The 15783-nt window shown below is 68.9% G+C and carries 13 protein-coding genes; 5 read left to right on the forward strand and 8 right to left on the reverse strand.

Features of this window, described 5'->3' with window-relative positions:
• Positions 1-214: 214 nt before the first annotated feature.
• The gene (locus ACIPC1_RS11350) at positions 215-1138 is read right to left on the reverse strand and encodes a MurR/RpiR family transcriptional regulator (RefSeq protein WP_402515607.1); all 924 of its coding nucleotides are present in this window, start codon (positions 1136-1138) and stop codon (positions 215-217) included.
• A 275-nt stretch (positions 1139-1413) separates the two neighbouring features.
• On the opposite strand from ACIPC1_RS11350, the gene ACIPC1_RS11355 reads away from it, so the two are divergent.
• Entirely contained in the window at positions 1414-2559 is a 1146-nt protein-coding gene (locus ACIPC1_RS11355; RefSeq protein ID WP_402515609.1) for a glycoside hydrolase family 88 protein, read from the forward strand.
• 56 nt (positions 2560-2615) lie between these two features.
• Here ACIPC1_RS11355 and ACIPC1_RS11360 read toward each other — a convergent pair whose 3' ends face one another.
• The 3 genes from ACIPC1_RS11360 to ACIPC1_RS11370 form a co-directional block, all read right to left on the reverse strand.
• Complete coding sequence (locus ACIPC1_RS11360; protein WP_402515611.1) at positions 2616-3926, reverse strand: RICIN domain-containing protein; 1311 nt, start codon at positions 3924-3926, stop codon at positions 2616-2618.
• Positions 3927-3947: 21 nt separating this feature from the next.
• The gene (locus tag ACIPC1_RS11365; protein ID WP_402516284.1) at positions 3948-6095 is read right to left on the reverse strand and encodes an RICIN domain-containing protein; all 2148 of its coding nucleotides are present in this window, start codon (positions 6093-6095) and stop codon (positions 3948-3950) included.
• Positions 6096-6225: 130 nt separating this feature from the next.
• Entirely contained in the window at positions 6226-7623 is a 1398-nt protein-coding gene (locus ACIPC1_RS11370; protein ID WP_402515614.1) for a ricin-type beta-trefoil lectin domain protein, read from the reverse strand.
• Between the two features lie 304 nt (positions 7624-7927).
• Between ACIPC1_RS11370 and ACIPC1_RS11375 the strand changes: the two genes are divergently transcribed.
• Together ACIPC1_RS11375 and ACIPC1_RS11380 are read left to right on the forward strand one after the other, a co-directional pair.
• Positions 7928-8572 carry a TMEM175 family protein gene (locus tag ACIPC1_RS11375; RefSeq protein WP_402515615.1) on the forward strand — a complete coding sequence of 215 codons (645 nt, stop codon included), beginning with the start codon at positions 7928-7930 and terminating at the stop codon, positions 8570-8572.
• 282 nt (positions 8573-8854) lie between these two features.
• A complete protein-coding gene (locus ACIPC1_RS11380; RefSeq protein ID WP_402515617.1) occupies positions 8855-9838 on the forward strand; it encodes an aldo/keto reductase in 984 nt (327 codons plus the stop codon).
• A gap of 176 nt (positions 9839-10014) precedes the next feature.
• Here the strand turns inward: ACIPC1_RS11380 and ACIPC1_RS11385 are convergent, their stop codons facing one another.
• Positions 10015-11046: a hypothetical protein gene (locus ACIPC1_RS11385; RefSeq protein WP_402515618.1), complete on the reverse strand. Its 1032-nt coding sequence runs from the start codon at positions 11044-11046 to the stop codon at positions 10015-10017.
• 256 nt (positions 11047-11302) lie between these two features.
• On the opposite strand from ACIPC1_RS11385, the gene tgmA reads away from it, so the two are divergent.
• A complete protein-coding gene (gene tgmA, locus ACIPC1_RS11390) occupies positions 11303-11494 on the forward strand; it encodes a putative ATP-grasp-modified RiPP (protein ID WP_402515619.1) in 192 nt (63 codons plus the stop codon).
• A gap of 15 nt (positions 11495-11509) precedes the next feature.
• Complete coding sequence (gene tgmB / locus ACIPC1_RS11395; RefSeq protein ID WP_402515621.1) at positions 11510-12466, forward strand: ATP-grasp ribosomal peptide maturase; 957 nt, start codon at positions 11510-11512, stop codon at positions 12464-12466.
• Positions 12467-12491: 25 nt separating this feature from the next.
• On the opposite strand, the gene ACIPC1_RS11400 is transcribed toward tgmB, so the two are convergent.
• From ACIPC1_RS11400 to ACIPC1_RS11410, 3 genes are all read right to left on the reverse strand, one after another.
• On the reverse strand, positions 12492-14102 hold the full coding sequence (locus ACIPC1_RS11400) for a serine/threonine protein kinase (RefSeq protein WP_402515623.1): 1611 nt from the start codon (positions 14100-14102) through the stop codon (positions 12492-12494).
• Between the two features lie 111 nt (positions 14103-14213).
• On the reverse strand, positions 14214-15425 hold the full coding sequence (locus ACIPC1_RS11405; protein ID WP_402515625.1) for a 4-hydroxybenzoate 3-monooxygenase: 1212 nt from the start codon (positions 15423-15425) through the stop codon (positions 14214-14216).
• A gap of 7 nt (positions 15426-15432) precedes the next feature.
• Positions 15433-15744, reverse strand: coding sequence for a hypothetical protein (locus ACIPC1_RS11410; protein WP_402515626.1), 312 nt, complete (start codon positions 15742-15744; stop codon positions 15433-15435).
• Positions 15745-15783 lie beyond the last annotated feature (39 nt).

Raw genomic sequence — 15783 nt, forward strand, 5'->3', positions numbered from 1 at the left:
GGGCGGGTAGGAGCGGAGAGCCCCGGGTGGACGCGAGCAGTATTTATATATACCGCCGGTTACGCAAGAACATGAAAAAATTCATGCAGGATTTAGTGTGAATAGTCCGGTTATGTGATGTTTTTGGAATGATCCACGGACTCGCGGAAGAGGCTCGGAGTTCGCGGAAGAGCCTCAGCCCTGCGCGGCTGAGCCTCAGCCGTACCCGGGAACCTCAGTCCTTGAGGAAGAACTGGTGCTGCTCGGCGACCTGCTCGTACTCCTCCAGGCGGGCCTGCGTCCGCTCCGGATCGCCGTCGGTCATGGCCTGGAGCAGTGCCGCCGACATCACGACGGGCGCCGCGTAGGAGTCGAAGACGAGGCGCGAACCGGTGCCCGTGGCGAAGGTGACGTCGGCCTCGTCGGCCACCGGGCCGAGCGCCAGGTCGGTGATCAGGGCCACCCGCAGGCCCGCGCTGCGCGCCACCCGTACAGCGGTGAGCGTCTCCTGGGCATGCCGGGGCATGTCGAATGCGAGCACCCAGGTGCCGCCCGCCTCGCGGGACTGGAGCAGCGCGTCGTAGGCGACACTGCCGCCCCGGGTCACCAGCCGCACATCCGGGTGGATACGCCGCGCGGCGTACGCGAAGTACTCGGCCAGTGAGACGGAGATGCGCAGCCCCAGCACGGTCAGCGGTGCCGACTTCGACAGCGCCCGGCCGACACTGATCACCTGGTCCGGATCGGCGAAGTCCCGCCGCAGGTTCTCCAGATTCTGGATCTCGGCGTCCACCGCCGCCTGCAACTCGTTGCTCGTGGCTTCTGCCGGGGTGCCCGGCGCGCTGCCGAGGGTGCTGAGCGCGATCGACTGGAGCTTCTCCCGTAGCGCGGGGTAACCACTGAAGCCGACCGCCGCGGCGAAGCGCGTCACCGAGGGCTGGCTCACGCCCACGCGCTCGGCGAGGTCGGTGATCGACAGGAACGCCGCCTCGGTGATGTGCTCGATCAGGTACTGCGCGATGCGCCGCTGTCCGGGGGAGAGCCGGGTCCCGTCGAACAGCTCTCTGAGCTGGGACGTGGGAGCCGCGCCGGTCTCCGGGGCGGTATTCCCCGAGGTGATGGCGGATGCCTGCGCGCGTGCCTGCTGCGGCGATGGCACGGATGTGCCTCCTTCGTGTCCCACAAGCACTCAACATAGCTCACGGACCGTGTTGGACCGGGTGGGTGGCACCGGGCGTGACATGGGCGGTTCCCGTTCACCGCAAGCATCGAGAGGGCGCCGTGACGTAGGCCTCTCCGTGTCACTTCGTTCTGCCCGCTGAACATGGTCGGAGAGTTGAAGTCCCCTCATATCGCGGCTACTTGACGACGAGCCATGGACACCGCGTGACCCGGGAGCCGAGGATGTAAGCCCCATCCGTAGGAGTTGTTCATATGCATAGACGACGCCTGCTCTCCGGCGCGGCCGCCCTCACCGCCTCCGCCGCTCTCGTGCCCTCACTGCCGGGCACCGCACAAGCCGCCCCGGACGCCGTCTCACCCGTGCTGCCGTCGAAGGCCGAGATCACCACCGTCCTGCGGCGCGTGGCCGACCAGTGGATCGCCACCCACACGAACTCCGGCGACAACGGCTGGGCCAACGCCACGTTCTTCAGTGGCCTGCTCGCCCTCCAGCGCCTGACCGGCAGTGCCCGCTACCTCAACTACGCCCGGAGCTGGGCGGAGAAGCACGCGTACGGCCTCGTCGGCGGAGTGACAACCCGCCACGCCGACAACCACAACGCCGGACAGGCCTACCTCGACCTGTACGCACTGGAGCCCGACGCGGCGAAGCTCACCGCCATCGAGACGTCGCTGGCGCGCATGGTCTACACGGACCAGCCCGCCAAGAACGACGACTGGTGGTGGGACGACGCCCTTCACATGGCGATGCCGCCCTTCGCCCGGCTGGGCGCCCTCCGCCAGGACGCCCAGTACTGGGAGAAGCTGTACGCCCTCTACAACCACACCAAGCGCATCGAGGGCGGCCCCGGTCTGTACGTCGCCGGCACCGGCCTGTGGTACCGCGACAAACGCTTCCTGCCGGGCGGAATCCTGTCCCCGACGGGCAAGCCGGTCGTGTGGTCGCGCGGCAACGGATGGGCGACGGGCGCACACGTCAAGACCCTCAAGGCCCTCCCGTCCACCGAGCGGCACACCGCCGAGTACCGCGACACCCTGATCCGGCTGGTGACAGCCCTGTCCGGCGTGCAGCGCACCGACGGCTTCTGGAACGTCAACCTCGCCGACGCCGCCCATCTGCCCGGCCCCGAGACCAGCGGCACGTCCTTCTTCCTCTACGGCACGGCCTACGCGGTCGCCGCCGGCCTCGTCGACCGCGCCACCTACCTCCCGGTCGCCGCCCGGGCCTGGAACGGCTTGGTCGCCACCGCCGTTCACGCCGACGGCTTCCTGGGCTACGTCCAGAACGTCGGCGACCGCCCGGAGTCCAGCCAGCCCGTCACCTACGACTCCACCGCGAACTTCGGTGTCGGCGCCTTCCTGCTGGGCGGCACCGAAGTCGCCCTCCTCGCGACCTAGGACATGACGGTGCCCCCGCCGCTGGTATGCGGCGGGGGCACCGGTGTGCCGATCGGTCAGGGCTGTGCGGTGAGCGTGAAGCTCTGCGCGGTGGAGCCGTTGCAGGTGAGCTGGGTGAGCTGCACGCTGTTTGTCGCGGCGGTTGGCGCAGTCAGGCACTTACCGCTGTGGCGGGCCGTGAAGTGGTAGCGCCCGGTGCTTTCCTTCACCGGAAGCCACTGCTGGTTCTGCCCGCTCGAGTAGGTCCACAGCTGGAGCCCCGCGTTGTCGGCTGTCGATACGCCGGCCACGTCGATGACCTGTTGCGGACTGGTGCGGATCCCGGCCTGCCGGTAGCCGCTGTCGGTCGAGCGGAACTGGAACTGCTGTGCCTGTGTGCCGTTGCAGGCGTACTGCTGGATCGCGGTTCCGTTCGCCGTGGCGGCCGAACGGGCGTCCACACAGGTGCCGTTGCCGGCATTGGTCAGCGAGTACCAGGCGGTCTCGGAGACCGAGTCCGCCGGCGGGGTCGTGGTCTCGGCCCCGCCCAGCCACTTCAGCCCGTCCAGCACGAGCTGGTTCTGTGTCGCGCTCGCAAACGTCGAGGACAGACGCGTGTTGGTGTCGTAGTTCATCGCGTTGTGCCCGAAGTTCGCGTACAGCATCTTGTACTGCGTGTTGGTCCACACGATCGGGTAGTCGCCGCTGTACCAGGTCTGGGCCGGATCGGTGCCCACCGGGAAGGTGCTGGGGTCGAGCGAGGCCAGGACCTTGATGTTCGCGTTTGTCCGCAGGTTGTTGGACCAGCTGTACCACTCGCTGACCGACGAGGTGAACGTCGCCGGCAGGTTCTTGGTGGCCGCGTGCGTACGGTCGTCCACCTTCAGAACCTCGGAGGTCGGTCCCCAGGTGTTCGTCGCGAAGTTACCGCTGCCCAGGAACGTGTTGTAGTACCAGGGCCACGCCGACGCGTTGGTCGTGAAGGCCGCGACATGGAAGCCCAGCCAGGCGCCGCCACCCCGCATGTACGTCTCGAACCCGGTCCGCTGGGCGGCGGTCTGCGGCAGGTCGTCGAGGAACAGCACGACCTGGTACGCGTTGACGCCGCCGTTGGCGAGCAGGTCCCAGTTGTTGCTTGAGGTGTAGGTGAAGCCGTTCGCCGCGGCCTGCTGGGGGAACCAGACGTTCGCTTCCTTGACGAAGTCGATGTGCGCGGCGTCCCAGGTGCCCGTGTAGAGCGCGAGCACCTTGAACGGGGCTGCGGCGACGCCCGCCTCGGCGGCGCTGCTCGCCTGAGCGGCGGGTGGTGCCGCCAGGCCGAGCAACGTCGCCAGCAGGACGAGAACCTTCAGGGCCGTACGTGCCGGACCGGAACTGCTGATACGCATGGACGATCCTTTCCGAACGCGTCAGGGGTAGCTGACGAGGTTGGCCACGTTGGTGGTGGAGTTGGACGGACCGCCGTTGCTGTTGACGACATGCCGGATCGTGCCCACACCACCCAGGGAGACGGTCACCATGTTCGTCAGGCGCGTGCCGCCGTTACTCGGCACCTCGTAGGCTCTCTCGGCCGCGACCGCCGAGTTGACGTTGAAGTAGCAGTAGCTGCCGAGCCCCCACGCCTGATGGCTGGTGACGGAGTCCGCGACCTTGTAGGCGGCGTAGCCCTGCGTCGAACCGTTCATCCAGGAGGCCTGGTTGGGCGGGTCGTACGGCATCTCGTTCTGGTAGAAGTACGTTTTGCCGCCGTTGCCGTTCCAGATGGTCTGGTACTTCTGGTAATGCTCGACGAACAGGCCGTACATCGTGACGTTGTCGCCGTTCACGATGAGCCCGGTATCCGCGGTGTTGGTGGTCCAGCCGACCCCGGTTCCGTGGTCCGCGCGCCAGATCCACATGTGGTCGCCGATGACGTTGTCGCTGTTGACGACGAGGCTGGTGGTCGCCTTGCCCACGGCCGCGCCGCCGACGCGGAAGTACACGTCGTGCAGGGACGTCGGGTCGGTGGTGTGCGTGGCGGTGGCGCCGGTCGGGCCGACCTCGAGCAGCGTCGGCGAGTTGGTCGTGCCCGCGTCGAAGAGAACGCCCGCGATCTTGACTCCGTCGACGTCGGCGACCTTCATCGCGGTGACGCCGTTGTCGGGAATGAAGGTGGCGAGGCCCAGGCCGAGAACGACCGTGTCCGCGCGGTTCACCTGCAGGGTCTGGTCCAGGTGGTAGACGCCGGGAGTGACCAGGAGGTTCTTGCCCGCGGCCAGTGCGGCGTTGATCTGCGAGGCGGTCGAGCCGGCCTTGACGATGTAGAACTGGTCGATCGGGAGCGAGCTCCCGGAGGTGCTGCCGCTCGCCCAGCTGGTTCCCGTGGAGTTCGACCGGAGGCTCGGCACGAACACCTGGTAGTTGCCGGCGCTGTCGACGTACAGGAACGGCTTCTCACGCGTGGTCGGGCTCTGCGCCACCGTGGTGTACGGCGGGCTGGGGAAGCTGTTGGCCGGCACACCCTGGCTGCCGACGAAGACCATGTTCCAGTTGGAGCCGGTCCAGCTGCCGAGCTGCGAGTTGCGCGTCAGCCACTGCTGCTGGCTGCCGGAGTTCACCTGGCCGTCGATCTTCGTGTCGGCCATGTAACCGCCGCTGGACCAGCCACCGTCGTCCAGGGCGAGGTTGCCGCGTACGTGCATCCGCCGGTAGGACGAGGCCTGGGACACGGCCCAACGGTCGCTGCCGCTGGTCGGGTTGACCGAGAGGTTCTCGGCGCCGCGCCAGAAGTTCTGGGTGGCGTTGCCCTGGAACCAGTCGGCCTCGGCGTGCACCGCACCGTTGATCGTCACCGAGTCCGGGGACAGACCCAGGCCGAGGACCTGCGTGTAGAACCCGACGTTGACGTCGGCGCTGTAGGTGCCCGGCTTGAACATCACCGCGTAGCGCTGCGAGCCGAACTGGTTGGTCTGCTGCTGCTGGAAGATGGAGTCCAGCCGGGACTGGATGGTCGCGGCCGACATCGACGGGTCGAACACGACCACGTTCGCGCCGAGGTCGACTCCGTTGGACGGCGGCGGGGTCACGGCTGCCACCTGGAACCGCTGGGCCGCCGACCCGTTGCACGTGTACTGGACCAGCTGCACGCCGTCAGCGGTCGACGCGCTGGGCACGTCCAGGCACTTGCCGCTGTTGCGGTTGACAAAGTGGTAGTTGCCCGAGCCCTCGTCGACGGGGAGCCACTGCTGGTTGTTGCCGCCGCCGTACGCCCAGAGATGGAGGAGGGCGTTGTCGACCGTGGAGTTGTCGCTCACGTCCACGACTTGGCTGGTGCTGTTGGCGTTGCCGATCCGCACATAGCCGTCGCTGGTGGCGGTCAGACTCCACTGCTGGGCCGTGGAGCTGTTGCAGGTGTACTGCTGCACCACGGTGCCGTTCGCGGTTCCGGCGGAGGCGGCGTCCAGACACTTGCCGCTGCCCCCGTTCACCACGGTGGCCAACCCGGTGGGCAGCGCGGTGGCGGCCGCGACCGCCTGGTCCTGCGAGGCGATCGTGATTCCGGTGACGGTGCTCGCCATGAGGGCGACCGCGATCACCAGTTTCGGTATCCGGCGGCGGCCGGATTCTGTGCTGCGTCTGAGCACGACTTCTCCTGATGCGGGTGGGGGGTGGGAAGGGGGTCGGAACAGAGGGCGCGGACCGGGTCCGTCAGCCGGTGTACCTGGCGAAGATGCTGGTGAACTGCCAGGCGGTCTGGGACACACCCGAGCAGGTGTCGTCGTTCGGGTAGCTGCCGGAGCAGGGCCGGTCGCGGTTGACCGACCAGAACGTCAGCCGCGCCAGGTGGTGCTGCTGCGCGTAGGCGAGGATCGTCTCGAAGTTGGCGGGGGTGACCGTCTCGTTGACGTCGGTGATCCCGTTCATGGACGAGATGCCCATGCCCCGGTACGCCTGGTCGTCGGTGTATCCGTAGGCGTTCTTGAGCGCCGTCTTGAGGCCCTCGGCCGCCTGAACGGTGAGCGTGCCCATGTTCTGGCCGGCTCCGCCGAAGTCGAACGGCATGATCGTCCAGCCGTCCACGGTGAGACCGGACGCCGCGGCCCGGTTGATCAGGCCCGTGTCGGGGCCGGTCTGCCCGGAGCCGATGGTGACGTACACCTTGATGCCCGGGTTGTTGGCCTTGATGGTCTTGAGCGCGTCCACGGTGCGCTGCTGGACCGTCGTGTTGCTGTAGGCGTCGGCCTCGATGTCGATGTCGATGGCCTTGAGCCCGTAGGCGGTGATGACCTTCTGGTACGCGGCAGCCAGTTCACTGGCGGTGGAGCAGGAACTCTCCAGCTTGTTGCCGCTGTAGCCGCCGAACGACGGGATGACGTCGCCGCCGCCGGCGCGCACGGTGTTGATGGTCGTCTGGTCGACGCCACCGGTGAGCGCGCGGCCGCCGTCCCACTGCGGGTTGCAGTAGCCGTTGCTGAGGACGAAGGCCAGCGTGAACCACTTGACGCCGGTGGCGTTCATGACCGTGGTGGGGCTGGGCGGGCTGCCCCAGCCGTTGTAGATGTACGGGGCGACGGCCATCGGGGCGGAGGTGGTGGGAGGCGGGGTCGTGCCCCCGTCGGCGGCGGGCGCGGTCCACTTCTGGTTGGCGGCGCCGCCACACGTCCAGATCTGGACGGGGGTGGCGTTGGCCGAGCTGCTGCCCGTGACGTCGGCGCACTTGTTGGACTGGGTACCGATGATGGCGCCGGCCGAGGAGACCGTCCACTTCTGGTTGGTGCTGCCTGCGCAGTCCCACAGCTGAAGCTTGGCGCCGTCCGTGGTCGAGTTGCCGGTGACGTCAAGACACTTGCCGAGGGCGCGTATGGTCCCGTCGGAGCCGCGCGTCCACTGCTGGGCGGCGGTGCCGTTGCAGTCGTAGATCTGTATGGCGGTGCCGTTTGTGGAACTTGCCCCGGCGACGTCCAGGCACTTGCCTCCGAGACCGGTGATGGTTCCGGTGGCGGCAGCGGCGGGTGCGGCGCTGAGGGCAGTGGCCGAGAGAGCGAGCATTGCTGTGGCGAGCGCGGTGCGTAGCGCGGTGGAGTGCACGAGGGATCGTCTGGGCATCACGGCGATCACAGCCCTTCAAAGGTGGCTGATGAGTGGGGGGTTCACGTTCATGAACGACAGGCGTATTCGTGGGACGCTGGTGATCGGTGAACCTATTGGTCTGGTCCAGACACGTCAAGACGTAAAATCAAGATGTGAAATAAGGGGGCCTTGAAGCGGAGTCCCGGTGCGAGGAGTTGAACGATCCACGGTGGCCCGTGGTATCTCATGACCTCACGGATGTCACCTCGCGCCAGGGCACGACTCGGCCCCGACGACGCCAGCTCACCCACCCACCAACGACTGCCAGTGGTGCTGCCCCATGAACAACCGCACGTTCCAGCTCCCGCGCCGCGAAACCGTGATCGGTCCGGAGCGACTCCTCTTCTTCGGCGACGCGGTCTTCGCGATCGCCATCACCCTGCTGGCCCTTGACATCACCGTGCCCGAGGGACTGGCCGACTCCGAGGTCGCTGCGGCGTTGCGGGACGCCGTGCCCAAGATGGGCGCGTACCTGCTGAGTTTCGCCGTGATCGGCGTCCTCTGGCAGGTACAGCACGCGTTGTTCCGCCTGGTCGGGACGCTCGACCGCTACCTGCTCAACCTCTACCTCGCCCAGCTCGCCGTGGTCGCCGCGCTCCCGTTCCCCACCCGGCTCATCAGCGAGTACGGCGGGACGACCGCGGCCACCGCGTTCTACGCCGCGACGATCGCCCTGGCCGTCGGGCTGCTCGGCGGGATGGCGGCCCGCCTGCTCGCGCAGCCGTCCCTCGCCACCACGGACACGGAGCCCGCTCGCGTCAGGGACTCCCTCTGGCGGAGCCTGTCGATGATGGGCGTCTTCGCCACCTCCATCCCGGTGGCCTTCGCCTCCCCGACGGCCGCCAAGTACTGGTGGCTCCTGGCGGTCCCCGCGCGCTGGCTGCTGCGGGGCACGAAGACGCCGGACCGGCCCCACACGCCGTGAGGTCAGCGGCTCGGCCGGGAACTCGGTGAACGAGACTCGCGAGGGTAGGGCCGTCAGAGCTGCGGCCCGGCGCCGCGAAGAGCCTGTCCGCCGCGTGCGACGCGCAGGCTCACAGCCCGACGACGGTGATGTCCTCGACCCCGGTTGCGGCACGCGACCGGGGTCGAGGGTCTTCGTCTCTTGAATGGATCGGTCATCTGATCCGTACTCTCCGCGGCCGCACAAGGTGTGGCCGGTCGGGTGGCGGCCTGCGCGCGGCCGGGGAGATGTCAGACTTACGGCATGGACGAGCGCGCATTCGGCAGGTCAGGTCAGCAGGCTTCGGTCATCGGTCTCGGCACGTGGCAGTTGGGCGCGGACTGGGGCGATGTGAGTGACCAGGACGCGCTGGCCGTACTGGAGGCGGCGGCCGAGTCGGGTGTCACCTTCTTCGACACGGCCGACGTGTACGGCGACGGGCGGAGCGAGCAGACGATCGCGACGTTCCTGCGCGGCAGGCCGGACCTGCATGTGCTGGTCGGGACGAAGATGGGCCGCCGGGTCGAGCAGATCCCGGAGAACTACGTCCTCGACAACTTCCGCGCCTGGAACGACCGTTCCCGGCGCAACCTCGGGGTCGACCGCATCGACCTGGTGCAGCTGCACTGCCCGCCGACCTCGGTCTACTCCTCGGACGAGGTGTTCGACGCCCTCGACACCCTGGTCGAGGAGGAGCGGATCGCCGCGTACGGCGTGAGTGTCGAGACGTGCGAGGAGGCTCTGACGGCGATCGCCCGGCCGAACGTGGCGAGCGTGCAGATCATCCTCAACCCGTTCCGTACGAAGCCCCTGCGGCAGGTGCTTCCGGCGGCGCAGGAGGCGGGTGTCGCCGTCATCGCCCGTGTTCCGCTCGCTTCCGGCCTGCTCTCCGGCAAGTACACCAAGGACACGGTCTTCGCGGCGAACGACCACCGGACGTACAACCGCCACGGAGAGGCCTTCGACCAGGGGGAGACCTTCGCCGGCGTCGACTTCGCGACCGGCGTGGAGGCGGCGACCGAGTTCTCCGCCCTCGCCCCGGAAGGCGTCACCCCCGCCCAGCTGGCGCTGCGCTGGATCGTCCAACTGCCCGGCGTGACCACGGTGATTCCGGGTGCCCGCAACCCCGGGCAGGCCCGCGCCAACGCGGCGGCGGCGCAGCTGCCCGAGCTGCCGCAGAAGACCCTCGACGCGATCGAGGACCTCTACGAGCGGCGGATCAAGGAGCAGGTGGAGGGGCGCTGGTAGCCGCTGCTGCCGGGCCGGCAGGCGAAGGCGGCAGTCACTCGGCGTCGAACTCCCGGGTCCTGGACGGTGATTGCCCACCCACGGAGTGAGCCTTCGACTCACTCGTCCGACCTGGCTCGGTGATCCCGTGGCCCCCGCGAGAGAGGTCCGTATCTCGCGGGGGCCACGGGCCCAACTCACCGCTGGGGAGCCGCGCTTCGAAGTGCCTGGATGCACGAGCCGATCGCCTGCTGGAGCTCTTCCAGACGCTGCACCATGTCGTCCTCGTAGATGTCGTCGGCGTCATCGAAGGTGAGCTCCTCGAACACCTTCGTGGCCTTCTGTAGGCTGCTGTAGAACTTCGTCCGGCGCTCCTGGACGCGCAGTTCGGGATCGGCCTGCACGGTCTCGACCACCATGTTCTTCATGGTGTCGTACGCGTCGCTCGCCCACTCGCCGGTGTCCTCGCCCTCCTCCAGCTCATCGAGGAGGGACAGGTGCCGTTCGGCTTCGGAGCGCAGTTCGGCCGGGGCGTCGAGGGTCTGCCCGGCCGGGGTCCTGATCTGGCCCTTCTCCGCGATCTGGCGCACATAGCCGATCCGGTCGGCCGCCCTGCTCTCGGTGGCGACCGCCTTCTTCAGCTCGTCGGTGCGGGCGATGTCCCGGGCCAACTCGGCCTGGAGCGCCGGGTCCTCCTTCAGCCGGTCGAGGAGCGCGTGCCGCGCGGCCTGGGCGGTGGAGGGGTCGGCGAGAATCGCGGCCCGGAGCGCGGTGGGGTTCTCGGCGACCTCAAGGGCCTTGGTGGGCCGGATGCCCTCGGCCTCGGCGGCCGCCGAGATGGCGGTGCCGCGCTCGGACGTGGCGCTGGAGCGGGAGACGTAGTACGTGTGCCAGACGTCGGCGTCCGGGAGTTCGACGTCCTGGCCCGGGGCCAGTCCTTCGAAGTGCGGGACGAGACCGTCGTCGGCCGCCTTGTCCCATGCCTTGTAGTAGCGCATCACGCGCTCGGGCGAGCATCCGGCCAGCTCGGCGAACTCCTTCGCGGAGACCTTGGGCGTCTCGTCCGCGGACTGCCCGCCGGGGCGCACACTGCGCGCCACCTTCAGGGCGAAGCCCCAGCCGCCGGTCCGCGCGTAGGCCCCGAAGTCGCGTGCGTCACGCGAGACTTCGGGGTCCAGTGCGGCGCGGAGCACGGCGGATTCCTCGGACGGGGCAATGGCTACGGTCACCGGGAACTCTCCTGGGTAAGGTCGGCGTTTAGATCACTGAGGATGAAGCTTTGGCCGAAGCTTCGGCGGGATACGGACAAGAGCCACACGAGTAAATCGGAAACAAGCGGACACACAAGTAAAACCGAAACGAGCAAGCCGGAATCGACGCGATGTGATGACCTTCACCCCGATGTGGCGGAAAGTGATGAATTCCTTACGGTCGTGAGACGTACGGGTGGGCGTAGAGCATCGTGAGACCGCGGGAGGATCTTTCGTGCGACCGTTCACACTCAACTACGCCCTGCCCACAGGGCGGTCGGCCGTGACAGCCGCGTACCACTTCGACGTATCACTCCAACTGAACGTGCTGCCCGACGGCCGCCCGGCCGTCAGCGATCGTGCGCTCCTCCTGGCCTCGGGAACCACGACGTCCACCGCCGGATCCCAGACCCACTTCGACGACTGACGGCAGCCCGCGCGCATGACGGTACTCATTCTCACAGCCGACCAGGACGTCACCGCCGACATGGTGGTGGCCAAGCTGCACGAACAGGGCGTGCCCATGGTGCGCCTGGACCCCGCCGACGTGCCGGGCAAGGCGGTACTGTCCGCCGACTATGCCCACGGCGACTTCGACGGGTATCTGTCGGTCAACGGCCATGTGCTCAGCATGGGAGGCCTGCGCTCCGTATGGGTGCGCAGGCCGGGCGAGCCGGCGGCCCATGCAGCCGATCCCTCGCCGTGGCTCACCGCCGAGACCCGGCAGGCCCTGTTCGGCATGCTCTACTCCGCCGCCACCCGTTGGATGAACCACCCGCGCAGCGCCGAGCAGGCCCGGCACAAACCCTGGCAGTTGCGGATCGCGCACAGCAGCGGCTTCGCGGTGCCGCCCACCGTCATCACGACCGCTCCACGGGTCGCCCAGCAGTTCGTCCAGGAGTACCGCGACGTGGTGGTGAAGTCGGCATCGGGTCCGCCGCCCGGCGATCCTCCGGGGGCCCTGCCGACCACACTGATCGGCCCCGACGCGGACTTCTCCGGCGTCGCGGCCGGACCCGCGCTGCTCCAGCAGTACATCCCCAAGCGCGCCGACATCAGGCTCACCGCGATCGGCTCCCGCCTGTTCGCCGCCCGCAAGACCGCCGAGCCCGAACAGGTCGACGGGCGTTTCGGTGAGACCGGACACCTCTGGGAGCCGGTCGCGGTGCCCGGCCGTATCGCGCGCGCCGTCCACGAGTACCTGACCTTCACCGGACTCGCGTACGCCGCCTTCGACTTCGCGGAGGACAAGGAGGGCCTCTGGTGGTTCCTGGAGGGCAACCAGGGCGGCCAGTTCGGCTTCGTGGAGCTGGAGACCGGCCAGCCCATCGCTGAAGCGGTCGCGCTGTGGCTGTCGCAGCGAAGACCCGATGGCCTCAGCCCCGCGGCACGAAGATGAGCCGTGCCCGCGTCGGCTCTCCGCGTTACTCCGAGGCTTCCTTGAAGGACTTGAAGAAGGCTTCCAGCGCCGCCTGATTGGCGCCGTCGTCCCAGTCGTCGGCCGGCGTCGTCCAGCGCAGTGAGTAGCCCCGGCTGTCGCCGATGAGGAATCCCCGGCCGAGTGTGCGCTCACGGACCCCGTCGGACACGGAGATCCACTCCATGTCGGCACCCTCGTGGCCGCGGTAGTCCACGGCGCGGATGTCACCCAGGCGCTCGTAGCCGACGGAGTCGCTCCGCAGCGACGGCTCCAGGTCGGCCCAGACCTTGACGGGGTCGGGGCCCAGCCGCGTGCTGTAGGTGACGGCCAGCGTGCGCGGATCCCCGCTCGCGCCGAAGGTGACGCGGTAGGAGCGGTCGTCGGTCCTGTTGGTCCCCAAGGGTTTCCAGCCCGTGGGGAGGTCGATGGAGAAGCCCTCGGGCGAGTTGTACGTGGCGAAGCCGGCCGTCTCCTCGGCGGTGGGGGAGGGAGAGGCCGGGGGCGACGATGGCTTCTGGGGCGTGGTGGCAGAACCGGTGGGCGTCGCGGACGGGCTGCCGGAGGCCGGCCGCGAAGGCGCGGGGGCGGTCGGCGAAGGTGCGGATCCGGACGCCGAGGTGTCGCCGTCGGGCAGTCCGCCCGCCGCGGTGAGCACCACGAAGCAGACGACGGTGACGGCCAGCGCCCCGCCCACCAGAACCGGCCGTCCGACCGGTCCTCCGCGCAACGTCCGCCCCGCCCGCCGGACAACTGCGCCGGTGTCCCGGAAGAGCGGCAGGCTCTCTGTGGGCGTCGAGTCGTCGAGGTCCTTCTTGAGGATGCGCGTCAGTGCCTCGCGCACCACGGGCTCGGGCACCCGTTCCAGGTGATCCCTGCGCAGGAGTCCCTGGATGGCGGGGCCGAGCGGTCCCGCGTTCAGCGGCTGCCGGATGGGCAGCCGCTCCACGGCACGGAGCGTGGCGAGAAGCCCGCCCCGTTCCCGGATGGCCGGCCGCCCCTCGACCATCGCGTACATGATGGCGCCCAGCGCCCAGAGATCCGCCGCTGGGCCGCCGGCCTCGCCGCGTGCCTGTTCCGGGGACGCGTACGACGGGGCGGTGACGCGCGGTGAGGAGGTGTCCCCCATCAGGCCGAAGCCGCTCACCGTGACGCCGCCCTGTTCGTCCACGCAGATCTGCCCGGGGCTGAGGTCGCCGTGTGTCTGCCCGTGCCGATGGGCCGCGGAAATGATGTCGAGAAGCCCGAGGCCGATGCGGGCCGTGCGGACGTAGTTCAAGGGACCGTTCACGAGGATCCCGCTCAGCGGTGCGCCCGCCGGCCGCTCGGTGACCGTCCACAGGAAGCCGTTGTCCTCGATCACGTCGACGACGCCGGGCACCTTGCCGGGGCAGACCAGCCCCATGCGCTCGGACTCGCGCAGGACCCGGGCGGCGGTACGGTGCCCAGCCTGACCGCGCAGATGGTCCGGTAGCCGCGACCGCGTCAGGGCCACCGGGCGCCCGAACTCGACGTCCTCGCCGTGCCAGCCGACGCGGCCCTCCTCCCGGTGGACGACCGCCAGGAGACGGTATCGTCCGGCGACCAACTCGTCCGTGGGGCCTTGCACCTTGACCATGCTCATCCCTCGCTGCGCACCGGGCTCTCACCTTTCCCGGAAGTACGGAGGGGGTGACGTTGAGTGTTCAACGGGAGACGGCTCCGTACATACGTATTTTTCGGGACGGGCTCACCCCACGCTGTACTTGCCGATGTAGGAGTTGGCGAAGGTGGCCGCGGCGACGGGCGATCCGAGGATCCGCCGCAGCCGGGCACCCGCGGATCCGGCCCGGAAGGGATCGCCTGACGACGGCCCGTGCAGCAACTCCGCGAACCACCGCGAGAACTCCTGGTACTCCCAGACACGTGTCAGACAGGCCGCCGAGTAGCCGCGCAGTCCAGCGCCGTCGCCCCTCCCGAAGTACCCGATGAGCCCGTCGGCCAGGAGCAGCGCGTCGTGGAGTGCGAGGTTCATGCCCTTGGCGGCGATCGGCGCCACGAGGTGGGCGGAGTCACCCGCCAGGAACAGCCGCCCGTACGCCATCGGCTCCACGACGTAGCTGTGCATGTCGAGCACCCGCTTCTCGATCAGCGGGCCCTCGGCGAGCGGCGGGGCGCCGGTGACCGCCAGCCGCGCGTGGAGCTCCGACCACACGCGGTCGTAGGACCAGTTCTCCGGGTCCTCGCCGGGCGCGACCTCCAGGTAGTAGCGGGTGACCTGGGGGCTGCGGGCCATATGGGCGCCGAATCCGCGCGGGTGGACACCGAAGACGACACAGTCGGAGGACGGCGGCGCCTCGGCCAGGAGTGCCAGCCATGAGACCCCGTAGTCGTACCGCGCGACGGTGCCTCGGTCGGGCGTCACATAGGTGCGGGTCACACCGCGTGCGCCGTCGCAGCCCGCGATGATCTCGCAGTCGATACGCCGCCGTTCGCCCGTCACAGGGTCCGTGTACAGCACCGAGGGCAGGTCACCGTCGATGCCGTGCAACGCCACATCGCGTACGCCGAAACGGATGTCGCCGCCCCGGACGTCGGCGTACTCGCGCACCAGGTCGGTCACCAACAGCGGCTGCGGATAGACGAAATGGTGGTCCCCGGTCAGCTCGGCGTACCGGAACCGGTGACGCTCGCCGCCGGTCCGGAACTCGCACTCACTGTGCGGCTGCGCCCGCTCCACGAGCCGGTCGGCCAGCCCCCGCTCCCGCAGCGCGCGCACCGCCCACTCCTCGATGAACCCCGCTCTGGGCCGCTGTTCGATGAACTGGCGGCTCTCGGTCTCCAGGACCACGCAGTCGACGGACGCGGCCCGCAGGATGTTGCCGAGGGTGAGACCGGCCGGTCCCGCACCGACTATGACGACGGGGACGCGCTGCACGGGGGTGGAGGTGGGGGAGATCACCCGAACATTATGACGATGCTCCGTCAGTGCCGGACACCTCCCCCCAGAGCCGTCCGAGCACGCTCCAGCCGTCGGCCCGCGCCACGAACTCCCAGCCCCCATGCGGCACTTCGTACACGAAGAACCCCTGGTCCGACCGCACGAACAGGGCCGCGCCCGCAGCCGTCACGGCCGAACCGGCCGCCGCCGACACAGGCACCTCGGCCGTCGCCCCGACCGGCACCCGTACCGAGATCCGGCTCGTCCCGTCGACGAGGGACCACGCGACGGGGGTGGCGGGGCGGTGGCGTCTGCCGGGTCTGTCCGGCGGCGGGCGCATCGCATGCTCATCCACGGGTATTCGCCGATGATCGTACGG

The sequence above is a fragment of the Streptomyces sp. NPDC087263 genome (genome assembly GCF_044744645.1).
Classification (GTDB): Bacteria; Actinomycetota; Actinomycetes; order Streptomycetales; family Streptomycetaceae; genus Streptomyces.